The sequence below is a fragment of the Acidithiobacillus sp. genome (assembly GCF_023229925.1).
GTDB lineage: Bacteria > Pseudomonadota > Gammaproteobacteria > Acidithiobacillales > Acidithiobacillaceae > Acidithiobacillus.
On sequence record NZ_JALNYM010000001.1, the window covers coordinates 1,281,845 to 1,301,990 of the forward strand.

The following is a 20,146-nucleotide window of genomic DNA, read 5'->3' on the forward strand; positions in this document are numbered from 1 at the left end:
CAGGAGATCACCCAATGATACGACGCATACTTCTCGGCATCGGCTTCTGTGCAGCCCTCGGCGTCAGTCTTAGCGCCTGCGCCGTAGATGCCCCCCTCAACTGCCCGGCGATCGCCACCAAGATCCCCGACGCGTTTGCCCCTACCTGCAGTCACCCACAGACCCCCCTGCAAAAGGCCATTTGTTACTATAAACCAAAGCATTGGACCGATAATCTTCTATTATTTGACAGCTCGTTAATGCATGCCTACAAGCAAGCCCTCCGCGCGGCTGGCGTGGGCACCCCCGAATGCACTCACCTGCTGGCAAGCCAAACGGTCTTCGAAAAGAAACTCGAAGCCTGCGGCAGTGATGGAGACTGCGTCCTCGAAACCATGCGCAAACGTAGTTTTGCGCTACGCGACATCAGAGAACACCAGCAAGCCCCCCTGGAAGCGGCTGCTCTGCAGCGTTTTGCGGGTGGGGCAATCTTCCAAAACCCCGACCACAAGCCGGCGCCGCTCCTGCAGCGCATCCAGCGGGGCATGGATATTTATCCCCTCCCCCACATGGCGCTACCGAACGGCAACACCCTCGTCTGGGGCTTCCAGCCGCACAATGCTACCGTCCAGTCCCTAGCCGTGGTCAACCACCAGGGTGCCGTACAGTTGCTGGGCGCGGTGGATGGCATTTATCTCGGCCTACCCCAGGACAAGACCCGGCCGGAGCTGGATGCAAACGCTCGCATCACCCTGTTCGTGCGTGATCCCCAGGCCCTTGCCCAAAACCTGTCCGCTCTCCGCGCCTGGGCAGTGGCGAGCATCCTCGGCTTCAATGTGGACTGCGGCGGTGCCGACGCCGCCCGCTGCAGAGCCGCCGAGTCCATCCCCGTGCCCATCCTGGCCTACCGCCTCAGTTGCCCGCAAAAGGACCCGAACAAAACCTTGGTCAACCGCTGTCCTCTGCCCTTGCCCGCCGTGTCCGGCAATATCTCTCCGGGATTGTTCTGGCAATGATCCGACCAAAGTCCCACAAAATGATCACGGTGTGCTTCGTCCGTGTTGCATCGGCGCACATCGGAAATGGCACGACTGGTTCGGCCTTTGACGACATACCGGAAACGCCCATCCGGGGCCTCGTGCCAGCGGGTCGGCATGCACTGTCTCGCGCCCAAGTGGAAACAATTCGGTTGCAAAGTGACGCGGACAGGTACCCGTTTCGCCCACAAAACGGGTGGCCGGCGATCCTGGTTCTGTAAGCGCGTCCCCGGTCAGAACAGCAACGGAGCCGGGTCCAATGCCGGATATTTCGTCTCCATCACGCAGCGGCGTTCGGGTTTTTTGAAAACGCCGCCCAAGTCAAGCAGGCTAGTCTGCGAGTGCCAACCGCTGCTCGATGCGTTCCACGCGCGACGAGATCATCAACGCGCAAAATAGGCTGCAGCCGTCCGCGTTCATATAGAGCGCCTGCAACTCGCTGCGCACCACATTGAGATCCATATCGATGGCTGCAATATGTGTGCCGCGCAGCAGCAGCAGGATATGGCGATAGTTCTGGAGATGGGTAATGCGGAGTTGGCGGATAGTGTCGTTCATGACTTAATATGGATGCCCCCAAGTGTGCAAGATGACATTTGATGTCTGGCATTTTGAGATCTAGTTGCTACCTCAAAAGCGGCCGCGCACGGGCACATCATCGCCCAACGCTAAGGTGGACACAGTGCTGGCCTCCAGATACCAGAGTGAGATCGATTATTAGAGGTGGTGCGCCAGGCATTCATACATCGCGGAATTCGGGATGTGGTTGCGGGGCATCCCGATCAGACCTATAGTCTAACCCGCATGTGGTTCTCTGATTTGCGGAGGCGCAGGACCATGAAAGTCGTCAAAAACATGAACACCACCGAACGCTGGCTGCGCATTTACTTCGGCGCCATCATTTTTCTGGTCTATTTCGTCAATCCCTTCCCCTACAAGGAATGGACCTTTTCCGGGTTGCTCATCATCGCCAGCGGCGTGTTCGGTTACTGCCCCGTGTATTCCCTGCTCAAAAAACCCAAAGCCGCACCAGCGCCAGGCTCCGTAGCCGATCGCTGAGCTCACGACGGGCGCGGCGCCGCAAACGGCGCCCGCAGCGCGTCCTGTACAGACCCCGCCGCAACGATTTATCATTTGCCCTTAATTTTTCATACAATCACTGAAAATGGCACTCATCGTACAGAAATTTGGCGGTACTTCCGTGGGCAGCGTGGAACGCATACGGGCCGTTGCGGAGCGGGTCACGGCCAGTCATCGCGCCGGTCATCAGGTGGTGGTGGTGGTTTCCGCCATGTCGGGCGAGACGGACCGTCTCCTGCAACTGGCGCGCGCCCTGGCCGATGCTCCGGCCGAGCGCGAGCTGGACACCCTGCTCAGCACCGGCGAGCAGGTCACCATTGCGCTGCTGAGCATGGCTCTGGAGCGTATCGGTCAACCCGCCATTTCGTTCACCGGCGGGCAAGTCGCCATCATGACCGACTCGGCCCATAACCGAGCGCGCATTGAGCATATTGACGATCACAATATCCGGGCGGCGCTGGATGCCGGCAAGGTTGTGGTCGTGGCGGGTTTTCAGGGGGTCGATCCGCATGGCAATATCACTACCCTGGGTCGCGGCGGTTCCGATACCACCGCCGTGGCCCTGGCGGCCGCCCTGCATGCCGATGAGTGCGATATCTTCACGGACGTGGACGGCATTTACACCACCGACCCCCGGGTGGAATCCCGGGCGCGCCGCCTGGATCGCATCACCTTTGAAGAAATGCTGGAAATGGCCAGCCTCGGTGCCAAGGTTCTGCAAACCCGCTCCGTCGAATTCGCCATGAAATACCATGTTCCCGTGCGGGTTTTGTCGTCTTTTCAGGATGGACCCGGCACCCTGGTCACCAATGAGGAAAATTCTGTGGAAGCTCCCCGCGTCTCCGGCATCGCCTTCTCCCGCAATGAGGCGAAAATCACCGTCGTCGGCGTGCCCGACCATCCGGGCATCGCCTATGCCATTCTGGGTCCGATTTCCGCGGCCAATATCAATGTGGATGTGATCCTCCAGAATGTTTCGGAGGCGGGTAAAACCGACTTCACCTTCACGGTGGACCGCAATGATTTCGCCAAGGCCCGCGATATTCTCCAGGGCGTGGCCCAAGAGCTCGGCGCCGAGGACGTGCGGGGCGACACCCATATCGTCAAGGTCTCCGTGGTGGGCGTTGGGATGCGCTCCCATGCCGGTATCGCCGCCACCATGTTTGAAACCCTGGCGCGGGAAAACATCAACATCCAGATGATTTCCACCTCCGAGATCAAGATCTCCGTCGTCATTGAAGAAAAATATCTGGAACTCGCGGTGCGGGCTCTGCACGCCGCTTTCGCCCTGGACGGGGAGGCACCAGCCTGATGCCACTCATGTCCACTTATGCCCGGCTGCCAGTCGCTTTCGCAAGCGGTGAGGGCGTCTGGCTCTATGATACCGAGGGACGCCGTTATCTGGACGCCCTGGCAGGAATCGCCGTCTGTGGCCTGGGGCACAGCCATCCGGCCGTTACCCGTGCCTTGCAGACCCAGGCCGGGCAACTGCTGCATACCTCCAACCTCTACCATATTCCGGCGCAGGAAAAACTGTCTGACACCCTCTGCGCCATCAGTGGGATGGATGCAGCCTTTTTCTGCAATAGCGGTGCCGAGGCCAATGAGGCGGCCATCAAAATCGCCCGCCTCCACGGTCACGGCAAAGGCATCGCCGAACCGCAGATTCTGGTGTTCAGTAACGCTTTTCATGGCCGTACCCTGGCGGCACTGACGGCCACCGGTAATTTCCGCATCCAGGAAGGCTTCAGCCCCCTGATGCCGGGCTTTGTGCGCGCCCCTTATGGCGATCTCCACACCGTCCGCGCGCTGGTTCAGGCCAACCCCGGCATTTGCGCCATTCTCGTCGAACCGGTGCAAGGCGAAGGCGGTGTGCGCCCGGCGCCTGAAGGTTTTCTGACCGGACTGCAGGAGGTCTGCGACGCGCACGGACTGCTCCTGATGCTGGATGAAGTGCAGACGGGCATCGGCCGTACCGGGGCCTTCTTCGCCTATCAGCAGATTCCCGGCTTACGGCCCGACGTGCTCAGCCTAGCCAAAGGGCTGGGCAACGGGGTACCCATCGGTGCCATGCTGGCCCGCCAGTCCACCGCCGCGCTCTTTGGACCGGGTAAACACGGCACTACCTTCGGCGGTGGGCCTCTGGTCTGCGCCGCCGCCCAGGCCGTGCTCGACACCATGCAGCAAGAGGCCATCCCCGCCCATGCGGAACAAATGGGGGTTCTGCTCCGCCAGCGTCTACGCGCGCGCCTCGGCCAGCATCCCGAGGTGGTGGAGGTGCGCGGCATGGGTCTGATGGTTGGTATCGAACTGGCCCATAAGCCCGAGCGTCTGGTGGAACGCGCTCTGGAGGCGGGCCTGCTCATCAACGTCACTGCCGAACGGGTAATTCGTCTGTTGCCGCCACTGATTCTGCAAGAGGCAGAAATCGACCTCCTCGTCGCTGGCCTGGCCAGCCTTCTGGAATCCGCGTCATGAACGTCCGTCACTTTTTGCGCCTCTCCGATCTCAGCCCCGCCGAACTGCGGGCGCTCCTGCAGCGTGCCATCGCCCTGAAGAAAATCCAGCGTGCGGGTGAGCGCTACGCCCCTTGCGCGGGCCGGACACTGGCGATGATCTTTGAAAAATCTTCCACCCGCACCCGCGTGTCCTTTGAGACGGGTATGGCGCAACTGGGCGGTCACGCCCTTTTCCTCTCGCCACGGGATACCCAACTGGGGCGCGGCGAGAGCATCGAGGACACCGCCAGAGTGATCTCGCGCATGGTCGATATGGTGATGATCCGCACCTTCGGTCACGACAATCTCATCCGCTTTGCTGCCGCCTCGCGGGTACCGGTGATCAATGGTCTCTCCGACGACCACCACCCCTGTCAGCTCCTCGCCGACCTGATGACGGCGACGGAACACTGGGGTGATCTGCGCGGCAGGACCGTGGCCTATATCGGCGACGGCAGCAATAATATGGCCCACTCCTGGATGGAAGCCGCGCAGATTTTCGACTTTCAACTGCGCGTCGGCAGCCCGGCGGGTTACGCACCGACGGCCGCAATGTGGCAGACCGGCGGTAATCACGTCACGATCCTGCATGATGCCGTGGCCGCGGTGCGCGGTGCCGACCTGATTGTCACCGACGTCTGGACCAGCATGGGCCAGGAAGAAGAGGCCGCCGCACGCAAGGCGATTCTCGCCCCCTTCCAGGTCAACGCCACGCTCATGGCCACCGCGGCGGCGGACGCCTTATTCATGCACTGCCTTCCTGCCCACCGTGGCGAGGAGGTCAGCGCCGAAGTCATCGACGGACCACGGTCTGTCGTCTGGGAAGAGGCGGAAAACCGCCTCCACGCCCAGAAAGCCCTGATGGAATTATTATTTGGCATCGGCCCCGTGGCCGCACTGCAAGGAGATTGATGCATGGTCAAGAAAGTCGTTCTCGCCTATTCCGGTGGTCTGGATACCTCGGTCATCCTCAAGTGGCTGCAAGATCAGTATCAGTGCGATGTGGTCACCTTCACCGCCGACATCGGCCAGGGTGAAGAACTGGAACCGGCGCGCGCCAAGGCCGAGAAGCTTGGCGCCAGGGAAATCTTCATTGATGATCTGCGCCAGGAATTCGTCCGTGATTACGTGTTCCCCATGTTCCGCGCCAACACTCTCTACGAGGGCGAGTACCTGCTGGGTACCTCCATCGCCCGGCCCCTCATTGCCAAGCGCATGGTAGAAATCGCCGCCGACGTGGGTGCCGATGCCGTCGCCCACGGGGCTACCGGCAAGGGTAACGATCAGGTGCGTTTTGAACTGGGGGCATACGCCCTCAATCCGGACATTCAGGTGGTTGCCCCCTGGCGGGAATGGGATCTGAACTCCCGCGAAAAACTCCTCGCCTACGCCGAACGGCATGGCATTCCGGTGGAGCGCCACGGCAAGAAATCCCCCTACTCCATGGATGCCAACCTGCTGCATATTTCTTATGAAGGCGGCATTCTCGAAGACCCCTGGGCGGAAGCCGAAGACAGCATGTGGCGCTGGACCACGGCGCCGGAGCACGCGCCAGACCAGCCCCGTTATCTGGAGATCACCTACGCGCACGGCGACCCCATCGCCATCGACGGCGAGCCGCTCAATCCTGCGCAGTTGCTGGCGCACCTCAACACCGTCGGCGGCGAGCATGGCATCGGGCGCCTGGATATTGTCGAAAACCGCTACGTCGGCATGAAATCCCGGGGCTGCTACGAGACTCCCGGTGGCACCATTCTACTCAAAGCACATCGCGCTATCGAATCCATCACCCTGGACCGGGAAGTCGCCCATCTCAAGGATGAGCTCATGCCCCGCTACGCCAGTATCATTTACAACGGCTTCTGGTGGAGCCCGGAACGCCGCGCCCTGCAGACGCTCATCGATCAAACCCAGCGATTGGTCAATGGCGTGGTGCGCCTCAAACTCTACAAAGGGAGTTGTATGGTAGTGGGACGGCAGTCGCAGGAGAGTCTCTTTGATCCACGTATCGCCACCTTTGAAGATGATGCGGGCGCCTACAATCAGAAAGATGCCGAGGGCTTCATCAAGCTCAATGCGTTGCGTCTGCGCATCGAAAAGCGTTTGCAGGGTTAACGGCAATGGCTCCCGAACCGCATGTACTGGCCAATGCGCTGGGCAAGGCGAGCCGCATTTCTCTAGACGGGCGGCGTAGTGAGCGTAGCGTTATTCTCGCCGATGGCAGCATGCACAGTCTCACCCTGCTGCACCCGGGCATCTATACTTTGCGCAGCGAGGTAACAGAAACCATCCAGATACTCAGTGGAATAGCCTATTATCGCGCCGACGGGTCCAACGACACTCAGGAGTTGCATGCTGGCGACAGCATGGTCATTCCTGCCAACCAGAGCTACCGGATAGAAGTGGTGGAGCCTCTGGATTACCTGCTTTCAAGTTAAGGAGATTCTCATGCGCATACTACACACCATGCTTCGCGTCGTCGATCTGGATCGCGCCATCGCCTTCTACACAGAGGTGCTCGGCATGCATCTCCTGCGCCGTAACGATTACCCCGAGGGCGAATTTACCCTGGCCTTCGTCGGTTATCAGAACGAGAATGCCGGGGCGGTCATTGAGCTGACCTATAACTGGGGCGTGGAACATTACGATCTCGGCGACGGCTTCGGGCATATCGCCATTGAAGTAGAAGATGCCGTGGCGGCCTGTGACGGCATCCGCCAGCGGGGTGGAAAGGTAGTGCGTGAGGCCGGGCCCATGAAGCACGGCAACACCGTCATCGCCTTCGTGGAAGACCCCGATGGCTACCGCATCGAGTTGATCGAGCGCAAAGCAGACTTTGCCGAATATCCGGCCTGAACGGCGAAGTTGCGCACTCAGGTCATCCCTTTTTAATCCTCAGACCACAATGCCGCGACTCCCATATTCCGCAAATATTGCTGATGAGCCGCGCACTCCTCGGAACTGGCGCGAATCACCCGCAAGGGGTCGCGCGGTCGCGCTAATGGCGTTGGCATGACCGCGTTCCGACCATCCCCAGAGCGTTGAGTTTCCACTACGGCATGGGAGCCACCCACCGCCCCCAACAGTCCCATCATATCCACCTGGCCACCCGTCATGGCCAGATAGACCTCAGCGAGTATCTCGCAGTCCAGCAAGGCACCGTGCAGATCACGACGGCTGTTGTCCACATTATAGCGTCGGCACAAACTGTTTAGATCATTTTTCTGGCCCGGATGACGGCGGCGCGCATCCACCAGCGTATCCATCACCGCCTGCCGCAACGGTGCTCTTGCCACCTGCTGCAGTTCATAGTTCAAAAAACCCAAATCAAAAGGCGCATTGTGAATAATGAGTTCCGCGTCACCCAGGAAGTCCAGAAAGGCGTCCGCGACCTCAACGAAACCCGGCTTATCCTGCAAAAACTCGTCGGTCAGTCCATGCACCCGCAAGGCCTCCGGATCACTGCTGCGCTGCGGATTGAGATATTGCTGGTAATGCACCCCCGTTACCCGCCGGTCGATCAGCTCCACGGCCCCGATTTCAATCACCCGATGCCCTTGCTTCCAGTCGATACCCGTGGTTTCCGTATCCAGCACCACCTGCCTCATAGCCATCCTTCGCCCTCCTGTACCTGCCCGCCCGCTGCATGCTGATCCATAACTAGATTCAGCAACGCATCCACCCGTTCATTCTCGATATGCCCCGAGTGCCCTCTCACCCACTCCCACTGGATCTCGTGACGTGCCGCCACGGCCGCCAATAGCTCCCAGATATCCCGATTTTTGACCGCATCCCCACCCGCAGTCCGCCAGCCCCGGCGCTGCCAGCCAGTCAGCCATTGGGTCATACCATCGCGCAGATAACGGGAGTCACTGACTACCCGCACGACGCTGGGACGCTTGAGTGCCTCGAGGCCGCGCAGAGCCGCGGTCAACTCCATCCGGTTGTTCGTCGTTTCCGGGACGAAGCCCCATAAGACCTTCTCCTGCCCGGCCAGCCGCAGATATGCACCCCAAGCCCCCATACCCGGATTACCGCGACAAGCACCATCGGTGAATACATCTATGATTTCTTTTGGCATAACGCAGGGCTCTCGGCAGGATTGGGGCCATCATAAGCAACGGGTGCTTCGGAACGGACTTTTTGACGCCCGGAACGCCACTTGAGCGGACGCAACGCGCCGACCAGTGGGCGCTCGGGATCACGCCGTTGCGCCAGCATCAAATAAGCGTTGGCCCCTGCTGGCCACCAGCGGTCGCCCATCAGCTCCAGCCACTGCGCATTGCGCTTCAAACCCGGCACGGAATATTGAAAGTAGCGTCCCTCGCGCAGAACAAAATCCTGCTCTTCCAACAGGGTACGCAGTCGTCCCAGGGGCAGGAAGGGCCGCCGCCACGGCCAGGCGCGGTCCCGGCGCCAGAGGTGCCAGCGCCGGACCACACTCAGACTGCCTCCTGGGTTGAAATCCATAATTAGCACATGTCCCTCGGGGCGCAGCACCCGCCAGCACTCTTCCAGCACCGCCTGCGGATTGGCTATCCGGGTAAGACAAAAAGGGGCGATAACCAGATCAAAACGCATGGCCGCAAAGGGCATCGCTTCATAGGCACCATAGGCTTGCAGATATTCGTCGGAAGGTAGGGCGAAACCGTCATTGAGCAACACCCAGGTGTGCTCGTGGCCGGGCGGTAGCCCCCAGAAAACGGGTTGCCCGAGTTGCAGAATAGTCTGCGGCTGTAGGCGTTCTACCCAGCGCGGCAGAATATCCCGGGCTCGGTCCAGCAAGAGGCGGCCGCTACTACCATCCCACCAGACAGCGGCACGACGCGCCCGCGGTCGACTGCGGCGTCCCAGACTCTGCATATCAGCGCAATGGCCTTGCAGCAGCAGCGAAAAAAGAAAACACTAGCGTCGGGTACCCCAATTCAATGCCATAATGGACCTATGGTACCTTGCCCGTAGCGAGATGCAAAAATGCCCATTCATTTTATCCCGGCCTTCACGGATAACTACATCTACGCCGCAGAAACACCCAAAGGCGCATGGATTATCGACCCCGGTTGTGCAGAGCCCGTTCTCGCCTGGTGCGCTGAACATCAGCTCCGCCCCAGCGCCATTCTTTGCACCCACCATCATGCGGACCACACCGGTGGCGTGGAAGCACTGGCGCAACATTTCCGCATACCGGTCTATGGCGCCAACCAGCGCATCCCGCAACTCACTCACACCGTTCGCGCGGGCCTCTTAGCGCTGGACACGGAGTTGCTCACCGTGTTGGAAGTACCCGGGCATACCCGCGATCATCTCGCCTACGTTTGGAAAGACGCGCTTTTCTGTGGAGACACCCTCTTCGCCGCTGGTTGCGGGCGCCTCTTTGAGGGCACCGCAGCGCAGATGTTTCAGAGTCTGCAGCAGTTCGCCGGATTGCCGGGGGATACCGCCGTCTACTGTGCTCACGAATACACCCTCAGCAACCTGCGCTTCGCAGCACAGGTCGATCCGCAGAATCCGATCATTGCGCTGCGCCAAAAAATGGCCTCCGCACAGCGCGCGCGCAATGAACCCACCTTACCCTCCAGCATGAGCCTGGAGTGCGCCAGCAACCCTTTCCTGCGCTGCCATGAGCCCGCCTTGATCCACAGTGCCAACACCTTCGACCCTGACACCGGCAACGACCCTGTCCGCGTCTTCGGCACGCTACGCCGCTGGAAAGATCATTTTTCCTGAGTTCAGCGCCGTGTCGGCAGGCACATCAGTTCAAAACGCTCGGCCCAGGCCTTACGCAAGACCCTCCGCACGGCTTCAGCGTCCACCGCGGCAAGGGTCTGAAGGGACTCTTCCACCGGTACTAGGCGCCCCAGATACAGCCATTGTCGCGTCAGGCGGCTCATGCGAATTTCCGCATCTTCCTGCCCCAGCAGGAGCTGAATCCGCAGGCTGCGCTTCGCGCAAGCCATATCCTCCATCGTCGGTCCATGCTCCAGTAATGTCGTCAGAACCTCCGCCATGGCTCCTGCCGCTTGAGCCTGCTGCGCCCCCGGTGTGGCCGCATAGAGCGTCCACTCCCCGCAATCACGAAGGGGATCGAGATGGGAAAACACCTGATAGGCCAGCCCCCGTTTTTCACGCAGTTCGCGGAACAGATAGGACGCGGTGCCACCACCCAGTATGGCGTTGGCCACCACATAAGCCAGATAGTCCTTCGCAGCAACGCTGCAAGCTGGCGCCATCCAGATCAGATGCGCCTGTTGCGCCTGGGCACGGCGCAGGCGTTTCTGTCCGCCATGAAACAGCGGGGTGGGCATTGCAGCACGGGCGCCATGGCGCGGTTCCCGGAAAGCCGCCGCCGCCCAGGCACAGAGTGCCGTATGCTCCACTTCCCCGACGGCGGCGACGATCAGTGGCGATTCGGCGAGGACCCGCTGGTGATAGGCTTGCAAGCGCTTCCGACTGGCCGAACGGATACACTGTGCGTTCCCCAGCACCGGCCAGGCCAGAGGATGCGCCCCCCAGATTTCTGCGAGGGCACGCTCCTGCGCCCAATCCTCCACATCCTCAGCAGCCATGGCCGCCTCTTGCGCAACTACCCGCTTTTCAAGACGCAGGTCAGCGTGGTCAAAACGCGGTTTCGTCAACAGCTCGGTCAGCAGAGCAAATGCTTCCGCAGCGTCTTCCGCCAGCACGGTCCCGTGAAACACCGTGCTTTCGCGATCCGTAAACGCATTGATGGTGCCCCCCAGCGACTCCATCGCTGCATTGAGCGCATCGCCATCGCGCTCCGTGCTACCTTTGAAGAGCATGTGTTCCAACAAATGAGCAAAGCCGTTTTCGTTCGGGGCCTGATCCCGACTGCCATTGCCGACGGTCAGAGACAAAGCCACACTCCGACGTCCGGGCAGGCGCTCACTGATCACCGTCACACCGTTATCCAGCGTTGTGCAGAGCGATTCGGCGGCGCGCGTCAGGCGGCGTTCAACCATATTTATAGTGATATCGGCGGACAGCTTATTGCGGAATATCCTTACTGCTCAGTTTGATCTTGCCCTGACGATCCACCTCCAGAACTTTGACGCGCACCGTCTGCCCTTCCTTGAGGTGGTCGTGGACATCGCTGACCCGCTCGTTGCTGATCTGGGAAATGTGCAACAGACCATCCCGTCCCGGCAGAATCGTCACAAAGGCACCGAAATCCATGATCTTGGCCACCTTGCCATCATAAATAGTATCGACCTGCACATCCGCCGTCAGCAATTCGATACGCCGCTTTGCTGCCGCGCCCGCTTCACCGTCCACAGAAGCGATGGTTACCGTACCGTTGTCCTGAATATCAATGGTCGCGCCGGTTTCTTCGGTCAGGGCACGGATGACCTTGCCGCCCGGTCCGATGACGTCGCGGATGCGATCCGGATTAATCTGAATGGTGATAATACGCGGTGCATAGTCGGACAATTCGCCGCGGCCTGTGGACAGCACATTATTCATGAGTCCAAGGATATGCAGTCGCCCGGCCAGGGCCTGCTTGAGCGCCTGCGCCATGATTTCCCGGGTGATTCCATCAATCTTGATATCCATCTGCAGGGCAGTCACCCCCTGTTCTGTGCCTGCCACCTTGAAATCCATATCGCCCAGATGATCTTCATCACCGAGAATATCGGTGAGAACGGCAAAGCGGTCGCCTTCCTTGATGAGGCCCATGGCCACACCCGCCACCGGCGCCTTGAGCGGCACCCCCGCATCCATCAGCGCCAGGGAGGCACCGCAAACGGTGGCCATGCTGGAAGAGCCGTTGGACTCCAGCACTTCGGAGACCACTCGCAAGCTGTACGGGAATTCGCTATTACCGGGCAGGACCGCCGCTACTGCACGCTTGGCGAGGCGCCCGTGGCCGATTTCCCGGCGTTTGGGGGAACCCACCATACCCGTCTCTCCGGTAGAGAACGGTGGAAAGTTATAATGCAGCATAAAGCGATCACGACTCTCCCCTTGCAGGGCGTCAATGATCTGCTCATCGCCCTTAGTGCCCAAGGTCGCCACCACGAGGGCCTGGGTTTCACCCCGGGTAAAGAGCGCCGAGCCGTGGGTCCGCGGTAACACGCCCGTCTCGATAGTAATGGGACGCACCGTCTTGCTGTCCCGGCCGTCAATGCGCGGCGCGCCATCCAAAATACGTCCGCGCACAATGCTGGTTTCGATTTTTTTCAACAGGCCACGCACCAGATCGCCGCGCTGTGCATCTCCCGCGGCAAAGGCTGTCGCCATGGACTGCTGCACTTCTTCCAGACGCTTGCTGCGTGCCTGCTTCTCCGTCAGCGCATAAGCTTCCTGCAAGAGCCGCGTGGCCTCCTCGCGCACCAGCACGCCCAAGGCCTCATCGGCCACCGGCGCCACCCACTCCCAGCGCGACTTACCGGCTTCCCGTGCCAAGGCTTCAATCGTCTCGATAACCGGCTGGAACTGCGCGTGACCGAACATCACCGCTTCCAGCATGATCTCTTCGGACAATTGCTGCGCCTCGGACTCGACCATGAGTACCGCCTGCCGGGTCCCTGCCACCACGAGATCCAGTTGCGAAGTGGTCAACTGCGAGTAACTGGGGTTCAACACATACTGCCCGTCGATATAACCCACCCGGGCCGCACCAATCGGACCATTGAACGGAATGCCGGAAATCGCCAGGGCCGCCGAAGCACCGACCAGCGCCAGGATATCGGGATCATTATCACGATCCACCGACAGTACCGTGGCGATAACCTGCACTTCGTTCATGAAGCCCTTGGGAAAGAGCGGCCGGATGGGCCGATCAATCAGCCGTGAGGTCAGCGTCTCCTTTTCAGCAGGTCGCCCTTCACGCTTAAAAAAACCACCAGGAATTTTGCCCGCTGCATAGGCCTTTTCCTGATAGTTGACCGTCAACGGAAAGAAATCCTGGCCCGGCTTCACCTCCCGGCGGCCCACTGCCGTCACCAGAACGACAGTATCCCCGCTAGAAACCAGTACCGCACCGTCTGCCTGGCGCGCCATACGGCCCGTTTCCAGTTGCAGGCGGCGACCGCCAAAATCTACTTCTTTTCGAATGATGGTCAAGACCTTCTCCTTACTTACGCAGACCCAGACGTTCGATCAGCGTGCGATAGCGATTCACATCCCGCTTCTTCAGATAGTCCAGCAACTTGCGGCGCTGGCCGACCATTTTCAAAAGACCCTGACGGGAATGGTGGTCATGCTTATTGATCTTAAAATGATCGGCCAGCCCTTCAATACGGGTGGTCAGCAGGGCAACCTGCACTTCAGGAGAACCCGTATCCCCCGCATGCGTGGCATAACCCTGGACAACTTCTGCTTTGATATCACGAGACAATGACATAATTCCTTCTCCTCGGAAATTCTAAAAAAACAATAATCCCTAGTTTACGCTCATGAGGCGGCGAGGCGCCACCTTTCCGTCGTCCATGACCTCTCCTAAACCGAGGAACTGCTCCCCCGGTCCATAGAGGCGAATACGTCCAAGAGAAGAAGGCGCGTGGGCAACCACGACCCCCTGTCCCTGACGCAGGTAATAGGCCGTGTTCTCCGTCAGAGTCACCGCCGGTAAATATTCCAAAGCCAAATCCATGGCTTTAAGCGGACATTCCCCACGCCCAAGCACCTCGGCAAGCTTCTCCAGGGTCAACGCCTGCGCGATATCAAAGGGACCGGTAGAGGTCCGCCGCAATCCTTCAACATGCGCACCACACCCCAGTGCTGCACCGATATCTACCGCCAGACTGCGGATATAGGTGCCCTTGGAACAGTGCACATCCAGTACCAAACGATCACCGTCCAACGCAATCAGGTCGAGCGCATCGATGCGTACCTGCCGTGCCGCCCGCTCCACCTCCAGGCCCTTGCGCGCCAGCTCGTAAAGCGGCTTGCCACCCTGCTTGATCGCCGAATACATGGGCGGGATTTGCGCGATCTCACCGAGAAACTGCGGTAACACCGCACGCACCTGCTCGGCGCTGACGGTTACCGGCCGCTCTTCGAGAATTTTTCCCTCGCTGTCACCCGTCGTCGTGGTCTGCCCCAGACGCAAGGTCGCCCGATAGGACTTGTCCGCATTAAGAATATAGTCCGAGACTTTAGTGGCCTCACCAAAAAGCAAGACCAGCAGCCCGGTAGCGATGGGATCGAGGCTCCCTGTATGCCCGGCTTTTTTAATGCCGAGCAGACGTTTAGCCCGCTGCAAGGCCGCGTTGGACGTCAGCCCCGCGGGTTTGTCGAGGAGCAACAGACCATGCTGACAACTCATGGCAGATCCTCCGGTTCCGATTCCTGCGCCGGCGGCAGGTGCGCCAGGAGCTCCGCCATTTCTGCGCCACGGTCAAAACGCGCGTCGTAAATAAAATGCAGGGGCGGAATGCGCCGCAATGCCAAACGCTTTCCCAGGAGCTGCCGAATTTCTCCGGCATGATCCTGTAACACCTGACGCACCGCATCGGCCCGCTCAGGGCCCTCCATCAACGAAAAATATACGGCTGCCGAGCGCATATCCGCCGGCAAATCCACCAGTGTGATACTGGGGGGCAGCAGGGCCAACTCGGAAGGTAGCCCGTGCAGACGCGGCAATACCGCTGCAATCTCTTCCCGCAGTAAATGGGCCACCCTGGCGCCGCGCGGATACGCGCGATGAGAACTATGCAACACCGCCTCCTAGACCGTTCGCGCCACTTCAGTGGTTTCGAAAGCCTCAATGACGTCGCCGTTTTTCAAATCATTAAAGTTGCGGATACCCACACCACACTCAAAACCTTCACGCACTTCTTTGACATCTTCTTTGAAGCGCCGCAAGGAATCCATTTCTCCGGCATGAATGACCACATCCTGACGGATTACCCGGACCTTGGCGTTACGCCGCAAGATGCCGTCGGTAACCATACAACCGGCAATCGTACCCACTTTGGGCACCCGGAACGTATCGCGCACCTGCGCATGGCCCAGAATACGCTCACGGATTTCGGGAGCGAGCATGCCACTCATAGCAGCCTTCACTTCGTCCACCGCATCATAAATGACGCTGTGATAACGGACATCCACGCCGCTATGGTCGATCAGACGCCGCGCAGGCGCTTCCGCACGCACGTTGAAGCCGATGATGACCGCCTGAGACGCCGCGGCGAGGTTCACATCGGACTCCGTGATGCCACCGACCCCGGAGTGAATGACATTGACCTTTACCTCGGCAGTGGAAAGGCGTTCCAGCGTCGTGGCCAAGGCCTCTACGGAGCCCTGCACGTCTGCCTTAATCAGCAAATTCAACTGCTGCAACTGACCATCTGCGGCGGCCTCGAACAGGCTTTCCAGTGTCGCCTTCTGACTCTTCGCCAGACGCACGTCACGGAATTTACCCTGGCGAAAGAGCGCCACTTCGCGTGCTTTACGCTCATCAGCCACCACGACCACCTCGTCACCGGCCTGAGGCACATCCCCCAGACCCAGCACCTCTGCCGGCATGCCCGGAGCCACCGACTGCGTCGGCTGGCCAGTATCATCCACCAAGGCCCGCACCCGTCCAAACTGTGCTCCAGCCAGAAGCATATCACCCGTATGCAGGGTGCCCTGACGTACCAGCACCGATGCCACGACGCCACGTCCACGATCCAGTCGGGACTCGATGACCACGCCCTTCGCCGGACCGTTCACCTGAACATCCAGATCCAGCATCTCTGCCTGCAACAAAATAGCGTCTAGTAAATCATCAATATGCAGCCCGGTCTTTGCAGAGACATTCACAAATTGCGTGTCACCGCCCCACTCCTCAGGCACCACTTCATGCCCGGCGAGTTCCTGGCGTATGCGTTCCGGATCTACGGACGGCTTATCGATCTTGTTCACCGCCACCACCATGGGCACTTTAGCGGCCCTGGCGTGGTGAATCGCCTCTATCGTCTGCGGCATTACCCCGTCATCGGCTGCCACCACCAGCACGACAATATCCGTCGCCTGCGCACCACGGGCACGCATGGCCGTAAACGCCTCGTGGCCCGGCGTATCGAGGAAGGTCACCATCCCTTTCGGCGTCTCCACATGGTAGGCGCCGATGTGCTGGGTAATACCCCCAGCCTCACCACTGGCTACCTGCGTAGAACGAATCCGGTCCAGTAGCGACGTTTTACCATGGTCCACATGCCCCATGACCGTCACCACCGGAGGCCGTCGGCCCATGATTGGTGCCTCCGCAGTCCCATCCTCTACCAGGAAGGCTTCGGGACTGGTGATTCCCACCAACTTTACCTTGTGCCCCAGTTCCTCTACGACGATTGCGGCGGTTTCCTGATCAATCACCTGATTGATGGTGGCCATCACCCCCATCTTCATCATCGCCTTGATCACGTCAGTGGCCTTAATCGCCATCCGGCTGGCCAACTCACCCACAGTAATCGTTTCGGGAATCGCCACTTCGCGGATGACCGGCGCCACCGCCCATTCGCTTGCGGCAGCCCCCCCCCTGCCGCGGCCTCGTTTGTCTCCGGACTTGTGGCGCCGGGCGAGGGCATCGGCATTGCCGCCCTCGTCACTGCGTCGCCCGCCCCGCCGAGCTGCTCCGCCACGGCGGGCATCATCATCCCCCGCGCGCGCGCCCGGACCAGCTTTTTTGCCTTTCGCTGGCGTCGTTGCGGCAGGCGTTCTGCTCGCTGGCGATGGTGCTGCAGACCGTGCACGTTCCGCGCCTATTGCCGGTGTCCTGCCGCGATCAGGACTAGGCCGTTCCGGAGCGCGCGAAGGTGCGGGTGCCAACCTCGCTTCAGGGAGCGACGGAACCTGTTGCGCAGGTGGTTCCATCGTCACCACTGGTGCAGCCGCCGCATGCGCCGGCTGCATCTGCTGATCAGCCACAACTTCCGCAAGCACCGGCTCGGTAGAAACCCGCACAGCCTCTCCCGCAGAAACCGTTTCCACAGTCGGCGCCGACTCCATTACCGTTGGGGTCATCCGATCACTCGCTGGGGTTTGTTCTGGAATAGCTGATTCCGTGGCCTCTTCAACCACCGCTTCCCGTTTGACGTAAGTCCGTTTACGGCGCACTTCCACCTGCACCGTACGCGATTTCCCGGCGCCTACAGACTGTTTTATTTCCGAGGTGCTGGTGCGGTTGAGTGTAATGCGGCGCAGTTCTCCGCCTCCCTCTCCGTGCGCACTGCGCAACGAAGCGAGAAGACGATGTTTGTCGTCCTCAGTGACCACATCCTCGGCCGTATTCTTGGAAATGCCCGCAGCATTCAACTGCTCCAGCAGCCGAGCATTTGTTACACCCAATTCAGCAGCAAAATTGGCGACAGTTACCGTCATAATCCTCATTCTCCAAAACCGCTACCCCGCCGACATACGTCTCGGGGACAGGGTCTGTATCAAGCAAACCAGGGCGCACGCGCCTCCAGAATGAGAGCCTTGGCCCGCTCCTCATCCACACCGACCATCTCGCATAGCTCGCTCGTAGCCAGTTCCGCCAAGTCCTCGGAAGTGACCACACCTTTACTGGCCAGTAAGTGCGCCAAGCCCCTATCCATACCTTTCAGGGACAGCAAATCCTCTGCCGGTTCACTGAGCGCCACCTGCTCTTCCTGGGCAATAGCCTTATTGAGCAGGACGTCGCGCGCACGGCGCCGCAATTCACCGACGAGATCCTCGTCCAGCCCCTCAATCTCCATCATCTCGGCGACCGGAACATAGGCCACTTCCTCAATAGAAGTAAAGCCCTCGCTGACCAGCAAGCCCGCCAAATCCTCATCCACCCCCAGTTCCTGGATGAAGTGATGGAGGAAGGTCGACTCTTCTTCGTCACGCTTGGTCTGGGCCTCTTCCTCAGTCAGAATGTTGATGGTCCAGCCCGTCAATTGCGTGGCCAGCCTGACGTTCTGACCACCCCGACCAATGGCCTGCGACAAATGCTCAGGCCCGACTACCACATCCATACTGTGCGTATTCTCATCCACCACGATACTGGACACTTCCGCAGGCGACAGAGCATTGATCACATAGCTGGCTGGATCGGCCGCCCAGATCACAATATCAATCCGCTCGCCTTTCAACTCATTGATGACCGTCTGCACTCGGTTACCACGCAGACCGACACAGGCGCCCACCGGGTCGACACGCGGATCATTAGAGCGCACGGCCAGCTTCGCCCGCAGGCCCGGATCACGTGCGGCCCCCATGATTTCGATCATCCCGTTCCCGATTTCCGGAACTTCCTGGGCGAATAGCTTGATCAGCAATTCGGGACTGGTCCGCGACAAAAAGAGCTGTGGCCCCCGCTGCACACGGCGCACATCCTGGAGATACGCACGCACGCGATCACCGGGACGGATAGCTTCGCGCGGCATCATCTCTTCCTTGGGAAGAATGGCCTCCGCACGCCCCATATCGACGATGGCATTGCCTTTTTCCAGGCGTTTGACCAGGCCACTGATGATATCACCCTTGCGTAACGCAAAGTCCGCGACGATTCTATCGCGCTCGGCGTCCCGCACTTTTTGCACAATCACCTGCTTGGCCGTTTGTGCGGCGATCCGTCCGAACTCGACAGGGGGCAACACTTCTTCGATATAAGCACCGAGCTCGACATCGGGACGGTTTTGTCGGGCATCGCTCAGACGAATCTGCTGATCCGCTTCAAAAGCCGTACTCTCATCCGCTACCACTTCCCACAGACGGCGGGTTACATAGTCGCCTGTCTTACGATCCACATCCACCGCGATATGCCAGTCCTGCCCATATTTCTTTTTGGAGGCGGAGACCAGAGACGCCTCCAAGGCCTGGAAAATCACTTCCCGGTCCACATCCTTCTCATGGGCGACGGCATCCGCCAGATAAAGAAGTTCACGACTCATTGACCTGCTCCTCTCTGCATGTTCCGTCTACTCACCATTGGGGAACCAGCCTTGCCTTGTGGATATCTTCCACTGCAAACGCCCAGCGCCCCTCAGCATTTTTTAAAACCACTTTCTGATCTTCAACGCCAAGCAACTCACCCTGCACACGGCGCCGCCCTTGCATCAAACCATGCAGGTGAATCTCGGCCTGAGATCCTTTAAATCGGTCAAAATCGTGTAAATTTTTTAGCGGCCTGTCCAGCCCCGGGCTAGATACCTCCAGACGGTATGCTGCATTGATTGGATTTTCCACATCGAGCCACAGGCTCAGCTGGCGACTCACCGCCGCACAATCTTCGATTGTAACTGCCGCTGTGCCATCTTTCTCTATGAAGACTTGTAACGTCACTGCGCGCCCCGCACGCACCATACGTGCATCCACCAAGGCGCAGCCTACGGCGCCTACTTGCTGAGCAATTCCTTCATAAAGTCGATCTTCCACGTTCACCATTCCCAAGTACAGAAACAAAAAGTGGGCACTTGGCCCACTTTTTTGCGCATGATACGCAGAATCACCACAAAAAACAACCCCGTCTCAGAGTAGAGAGTCGGGGTTGTTGGGTATAGGTGTCTGGCGGTGACCGACTTTCGCGGAGGGAGGCCCTCAACTATCATAGGCGCTGCAGCGTTTCACGGTCCTGTT

General features: G+C 59.6%; 21 protein-coding genes. 9 read left to right on the top strand and 12 right to left on the bottom strand.

Features of this window, described 5'->3' with window-relative positions; genetic code table 11:
- The first annotated feature begins 14 nt into the window (after positions 1 to 14).
- Complete coding sequence (locus M0P56_RS06485) at positions 15 to 995, top strand: hypothetical protein (RefSeq protein ID WP_291509218.1); 981 nt, start codon at positions 15 to 17, stop codon at positions 993 to 995.
- 351 nt (positions 996 to 1,346) lie between these two features.
- Here M0P56_RS06485 and M0P56_RS06490 read toward each other — a convergent pair whose 3' ends face one another.
- Positions 1,347 to 1,574: a hypothetical protein gene (locus M0P56_RS06490; RefSeq protein WP_291509219.1), complete on the bottom strand. Its 228-nt coding sequence runs from the start codon at positions 1,572 to 1,574 to the stop codon at positions 1,347 to 1,349.
- 279 nt (positions 1,575 to 1,853) lie between these two features.
- On the opposite strand from M0P56_RS06490, the gene M0P56_RS06495 reads away from it, so the two are divergent.
- From M0P56_RS06495 to gloA, 7 genes are all read left to right on the top strand, one after another.
- Positions 1,854 to 2,075: a DUF2892 domain-containing protein gene (locus tag M0P56_RS06495; RefSeq protein WP_291509220.1), complete on the top strand. Its 222-nt coding sequence runs from the start codon at positions 1,854 to 1,856 to the stop codon at positions 2,073 to 2,075.
- Positions 2,076 to 2,181: 106 nt separating this feature from the next.
- Positions 2,182 to 3,408, top strand: a complete 1,227-nt coding sequence (locus M0P56_RS06500) for an aspartate kinase (RefSeq protein WP_291509221.1) — start codon at positions 2,182 to 2,184, stop codon at positions 3,406 to 3,408.
- A complete protein-coding gene (locus M0P56_RS06505) occupies positions 3,408 to 4,574 on the top strand; it encodes an aspartate aminotransferase family protein (protein WP_291509222.1) in 1,167 nt (388 codons plus the stop codon). The genes M0P56_RS06500 and M0P56_RS06505 overlap by 1 nt, the downstream gene beginning before the upstream one ends.
- A complete protein-coding gene (argF, locus tag M0P56_RS06510; RefSeq protein WP_291509223.1) occupies positions 4,571 to 5,506 on the top strand; it encodes an ornithine carbamoyltransferase in 936 nt (311 codons plus the stop codon). Before M0P56_RS06505 ends, argF begins: the two co-directional genes overlap by 4 nt.
- A 3-nt stretch (positions 5,507 to 5,509) precedes the next feature.
- Positions 5,510 to 6,709 (top strand): argininosuccinate synthase, encoded by a 1,200-nt coding sequence (locus M0P56_RS06515; protein ID WP_291509224.1) that lies wholly within the window; start codon positions 5,510 to 5,512, stop codon positions 6,707 to 6,709.
- 5 nt (positions 6,710 to 6,714) lie between these two features.
- Positions 6,715 to 7,032, top strand: a complete 318-nt coding sequence (locus M0P56_RS06520; RefSeq protein ID WP_291509225.1) for a pyrimidine/purine nucleoside phosphorylase — start codon at positions 6,715 to 6,717, stop codon at positions 7,030 to 7,032.
- A 10-nt stretch (positions 7,033 to 7,042) separates the two neighbouring features.
- Positions 7,043 to 7,450 (top strand): lactoylglutathione lyase, encoded by a 408-nt coding sequence (gene gloA / locus M0P56_RS06525; protein ID WP_291509226.1) that lies wholly within the window; start codon positions 7,043 to 7,045, stop codon positions 7,448 to 7,450.
- Between the two features lie 32 nt (positions 7,451 to 7,482).
- Here the strand turns inward: gloA and dnaQ are convergent, their stop codons facing one another.
- The 3 genes from dnaQ to M0P56_RS06540 are packed head-to-tail and all read right to left on the bottom strand — an operon-like array spanning position 7,483 to position 9,457.
- Positions 7,483 to 8,208 (bottom strand): DNA polymerase III subunit epsilon, encoded by a 726-nt coding sequence (dnaQ, locus tag M0P56_RS06530; protein ID WP_291509227.1) that lies wholly within the window; start codon positions 8,206 to 8,208, stop codon positions 7,483 to 7,485.
- Complete coding sequence (gene rnhA / locus M0P56_RS06535) at positions 8,199 to 8,675, bottom strand: ribonuclease HI (RefSeq protein WP_291509228.1); 477 nt, start codon at positions 8,673 to 8,675, stop codon at positions 8,199 to 8,201. Before rnhA ends, dnaQ begins: the two co-directional genes overlap by 10 nt.
- Entirely contained in the window at positions 8,657 to 9,457 is an 801-nt protein-coding gene (locus M0P56_RS06540; RefSeq protein ID WP_291509229.1) for a methyltransferase domain-containing protein, read from the bottom strand. Before M0P56_RS06540 ends, rnhA begins: the two co-directional genes overlap by 19 nt.
- 111 nt (positions 9,458 to 9,568) lie before the next feature.
- On the opposite strand from M0P56_RS06540, the gene gloB reads away from it, so the two are divergent.
- Entirely contained in the window at positions 9,569 to 10,321 is a 753-nt protein-coding gene (gene gloB, locus M0P56_RS06545; RefSeq protein WP_291509230.1) for a hydroxyacylglutathione hydrolase, read from the top strand.
- A 2-nt stretch (positions 10,322 to 10,323) separates the two neighbouring features.
- On the opposite strand, the gene M0P56_RS06550 is transcribed toward gloB, so the two are convergent.
- Genes M0P56_RS06550 through rimP form a run of 8 tightly spaced genes read right to left on the bottom strand, consistent with a single transcriptional unit; the run spans position 10,324 to position 19,954 of the window.
- Positions 10,324 to 11,574, bottom strand: a complete 1,251-nt coding sequence (locus tag M0P56_RS06550; RefSeq protein WP_291509231.1) for a pitrilysin family protein — start codon at positions 11,572 to 11,574, stop codon at positions 10,324 to 10,326.
- 25 nt (positions 11,575 to 11,599) lie between these two features.
- Positions 11,600 to 13,678, bottom strand: coding sequence for a polyribonucleotide nucleotidyltransferase (pnp, locus tag M0P56_RS06555; protein WP_291509232.1), 2,079 nt, complete (start codon positions 13,676 to 13,678; stop codon positions 11,600 to 11,602).
- A gap of 10 nt (positions 13,679 to 13,688) precedes the next feature.
- Positions 13,689 to 13,958, bottom strand: coding sequence for a 30S ribosomal protein S15 (gene rpsO, locus M0P56_RS06560; protein WP_291509233.1), 270 nt, complete (start codon positions 13,956 to 13,958; stop codon positions 13,689 to 13,691).
- A 39-nt stretch (positions 13,959 to 13,997) separates the two neighbouring features.
- Entirely contained in the window at positions 13,998 to 14,882 is an 885-nt protein-coding gene (gene truB, locus M0P56_RS06565; RefSeq protein WP_291509234.1) for a tRNA pseudouridine(55) synthase TruB, read from the bottom strand.
- Complete coding sequence (locus M0P56_RS06570; RefSeq protein WP_291509235.1) at positions 14,879 to 15,277, bottom strand: ribosome-binding factor A; 399 nt, start codon at positions 15,275 to 15,277, stop codon at positions 14,879 to 14,881. Before M0P56_RS06570 ends, truB begins: the two co-directional genes overlap by 4 nt.
- A gap of 6 nt (positions 15,278 to 15,283) precedes the next feature.
- Positions 15,284 to 17,920 (bottom strand): translation initiation factor IF-2, encoded by a 2,637-nt coding sequence (gene infB, locus M0P56_RS06575; protein ID WP_291509236.1) that lies wholly within the window; start codon positions 17,918 to 17,920, stop codon positions 15,284 to 15,286.
- 59 nt (positions 17,921 to 17,979) lie between these two features.
- The gene (gene nusA / locus M0P56_RS06580; RefSeq protein WP_291509237.1) at positions 17,980 to 19,461 is read right to left on the bottom strand and encodes a transcription termination factor NusA; all 1,482 of its coding nucleotides are present in this window, start codon (positions 19,459 to 19,461) and stop codon (positions 17,980 to 17,982) included.
- Between the two features lie 31 nt (positions 19,462 to 19,492).
- Complete coding sequence (gene rimP / locus M0P56_RS06585) at positions 19,493 to 19,954, bottom strand: ribosome maturation factor RimP (RefSeq protein WP_291509238.1); 462 nt, start codon at positions 19,952 to 19,954, stop codon at positions 19,493 to 19,495.
- Positions 19,955 to 20,146 lie beyond the last annotated feature (192 nt).

Excerpts from the sequence above, each read along its gene's own strand:
- M0P56_RS06485 (WP_291509218.1), top strand. The coding sequence starts at position 15 with ATGATACGACGCATACTTCTCGGCATCGGCTTCTGTGCAGCCCTCGGC.
- M0P56_RS06490 (WP_291509219.1), bottom strand. The coding sequence starts at position 1,574 with ATGAACGACACTATCCGCCAACTCCGCATTACCCATCTCCAGAACTAT.
- M0P56_RS06495 (WP_291509220.1), top strand. The coding sequence starts at position 1,854 with ATGAAAGTCGTCAAAAACATGAACACCACCGAACGCTGGCTGCGCATT.
- M0P56_RS06500 (WP_291509221.1), top strand. The coding sequence starts at position 2,182 with ATGGCACTCATCGTACAGAAATTTGGCGGTACTTCCGTGGGCAGCGTG.
- M0P56_RS06505 (WP_291509222.1), top strand. The coding sequence starts at position 3,408 with ATGCCACTCATGTCCACTTATGCCCGGCTGCCAGTCGCTTTCGCAAGC.
- argF (WP_291509223.1), top strand. The coding sequence starts at position 4,571 with ATGAACGTCCGTCACTTTTTGCGCCTCTCCGATCTCAGCCCCGCCGAA.
- M0P56_RS06515 (WP_291509224.1), top strand. The coding sequence starts at position 5,510 with ATGGTCAAGAAAGTCGTTCTCGCCTATTCCGGTGGTCTGGATACCTCG.
- M0P56_RS06520 (WP_291509225.1), top strand. The coding sequence starts at position 6,715 with ATGGCTCCCGAACCGCATGTACTGGCCAATGCGCTGGGCAAGGCGAGC.
- gloA (WP_291509226.1), top strand. The coding sequence starts at position 7,043 with ATGCGCATACTACACACCATGCTTCGCGTCGTCGATCTGGATCGCGCC.
- dnaQ (WP_291509227.1), bottom strand. The coding sequence starts at position 8,208 with ATGGCTATGAGGCAGGTGGTGCTGGATACGGAAACCACGGGTATCGAC.
- rnhA (WP_291509228.1), bottom strand. The coding sequence starts at position 8,675 with ATGCCAAAAGAAATCATAGATGTATTCACCGATGGTGCTTGTCGCGGT.
- M0P56_RS06540 (WP_291509229.1), bottom strand. The coding sequence starts at position 9,457 with ATGCAGAGTCTGGGACGCCGCAGTCGACCGCGGGCGCGTCGTGCCGCT.
- gloB (WP_291509230.1), top strand. The coding sequence starts at position 9,569 with ATGCCCATTCATTTTATCCCGGCCTTCACGGATAACTACATCTACGCC.
- M0P56_RS06550 (WP_291509231.1), bottom strand. The coding sequence starts at position 11,574 with ATGGTTGAACGCCGCCTGACGCGCGCCGCCGAATCGCTCTGCACAACG.
- rpsO (WP_291509233.1), bottom strand. The coding sequence starts at position 13,958 with ATGTCATTGTCTCGTGATATCAAAGCAGAAGTTGTCCAGGGTTATGCC.
- truB (WP_291509234.1), bottom strand. The coding sequence starts at position 14,882 with ATGAGTTGTCAGCATGGTCTGTTGCTCCTCGACAAACCCGCGGGGCTG.
- infB (WP_291509236.1), bottom strand. The coding sequence starts at position 17,920 with ATGACGGTAACTGTCGCCAATTTTGCTGCTGAATTGGGTGTAACAAAT.
- nusA (WP_291509237.1), bottom strand. The coding sequence starts at position 19,461 with ATGAGTCGTGAACTTCTTTATCTGGCGGATGCCGTCGCCCATGAGAAG.
- rimP (WP_291509238.1), bottom strand. The coding sequence starts at position 19,954 with ATGGTGAACGTGGAAGATCGACTTTATGAAGGAATTGCTCAGCAAGTA.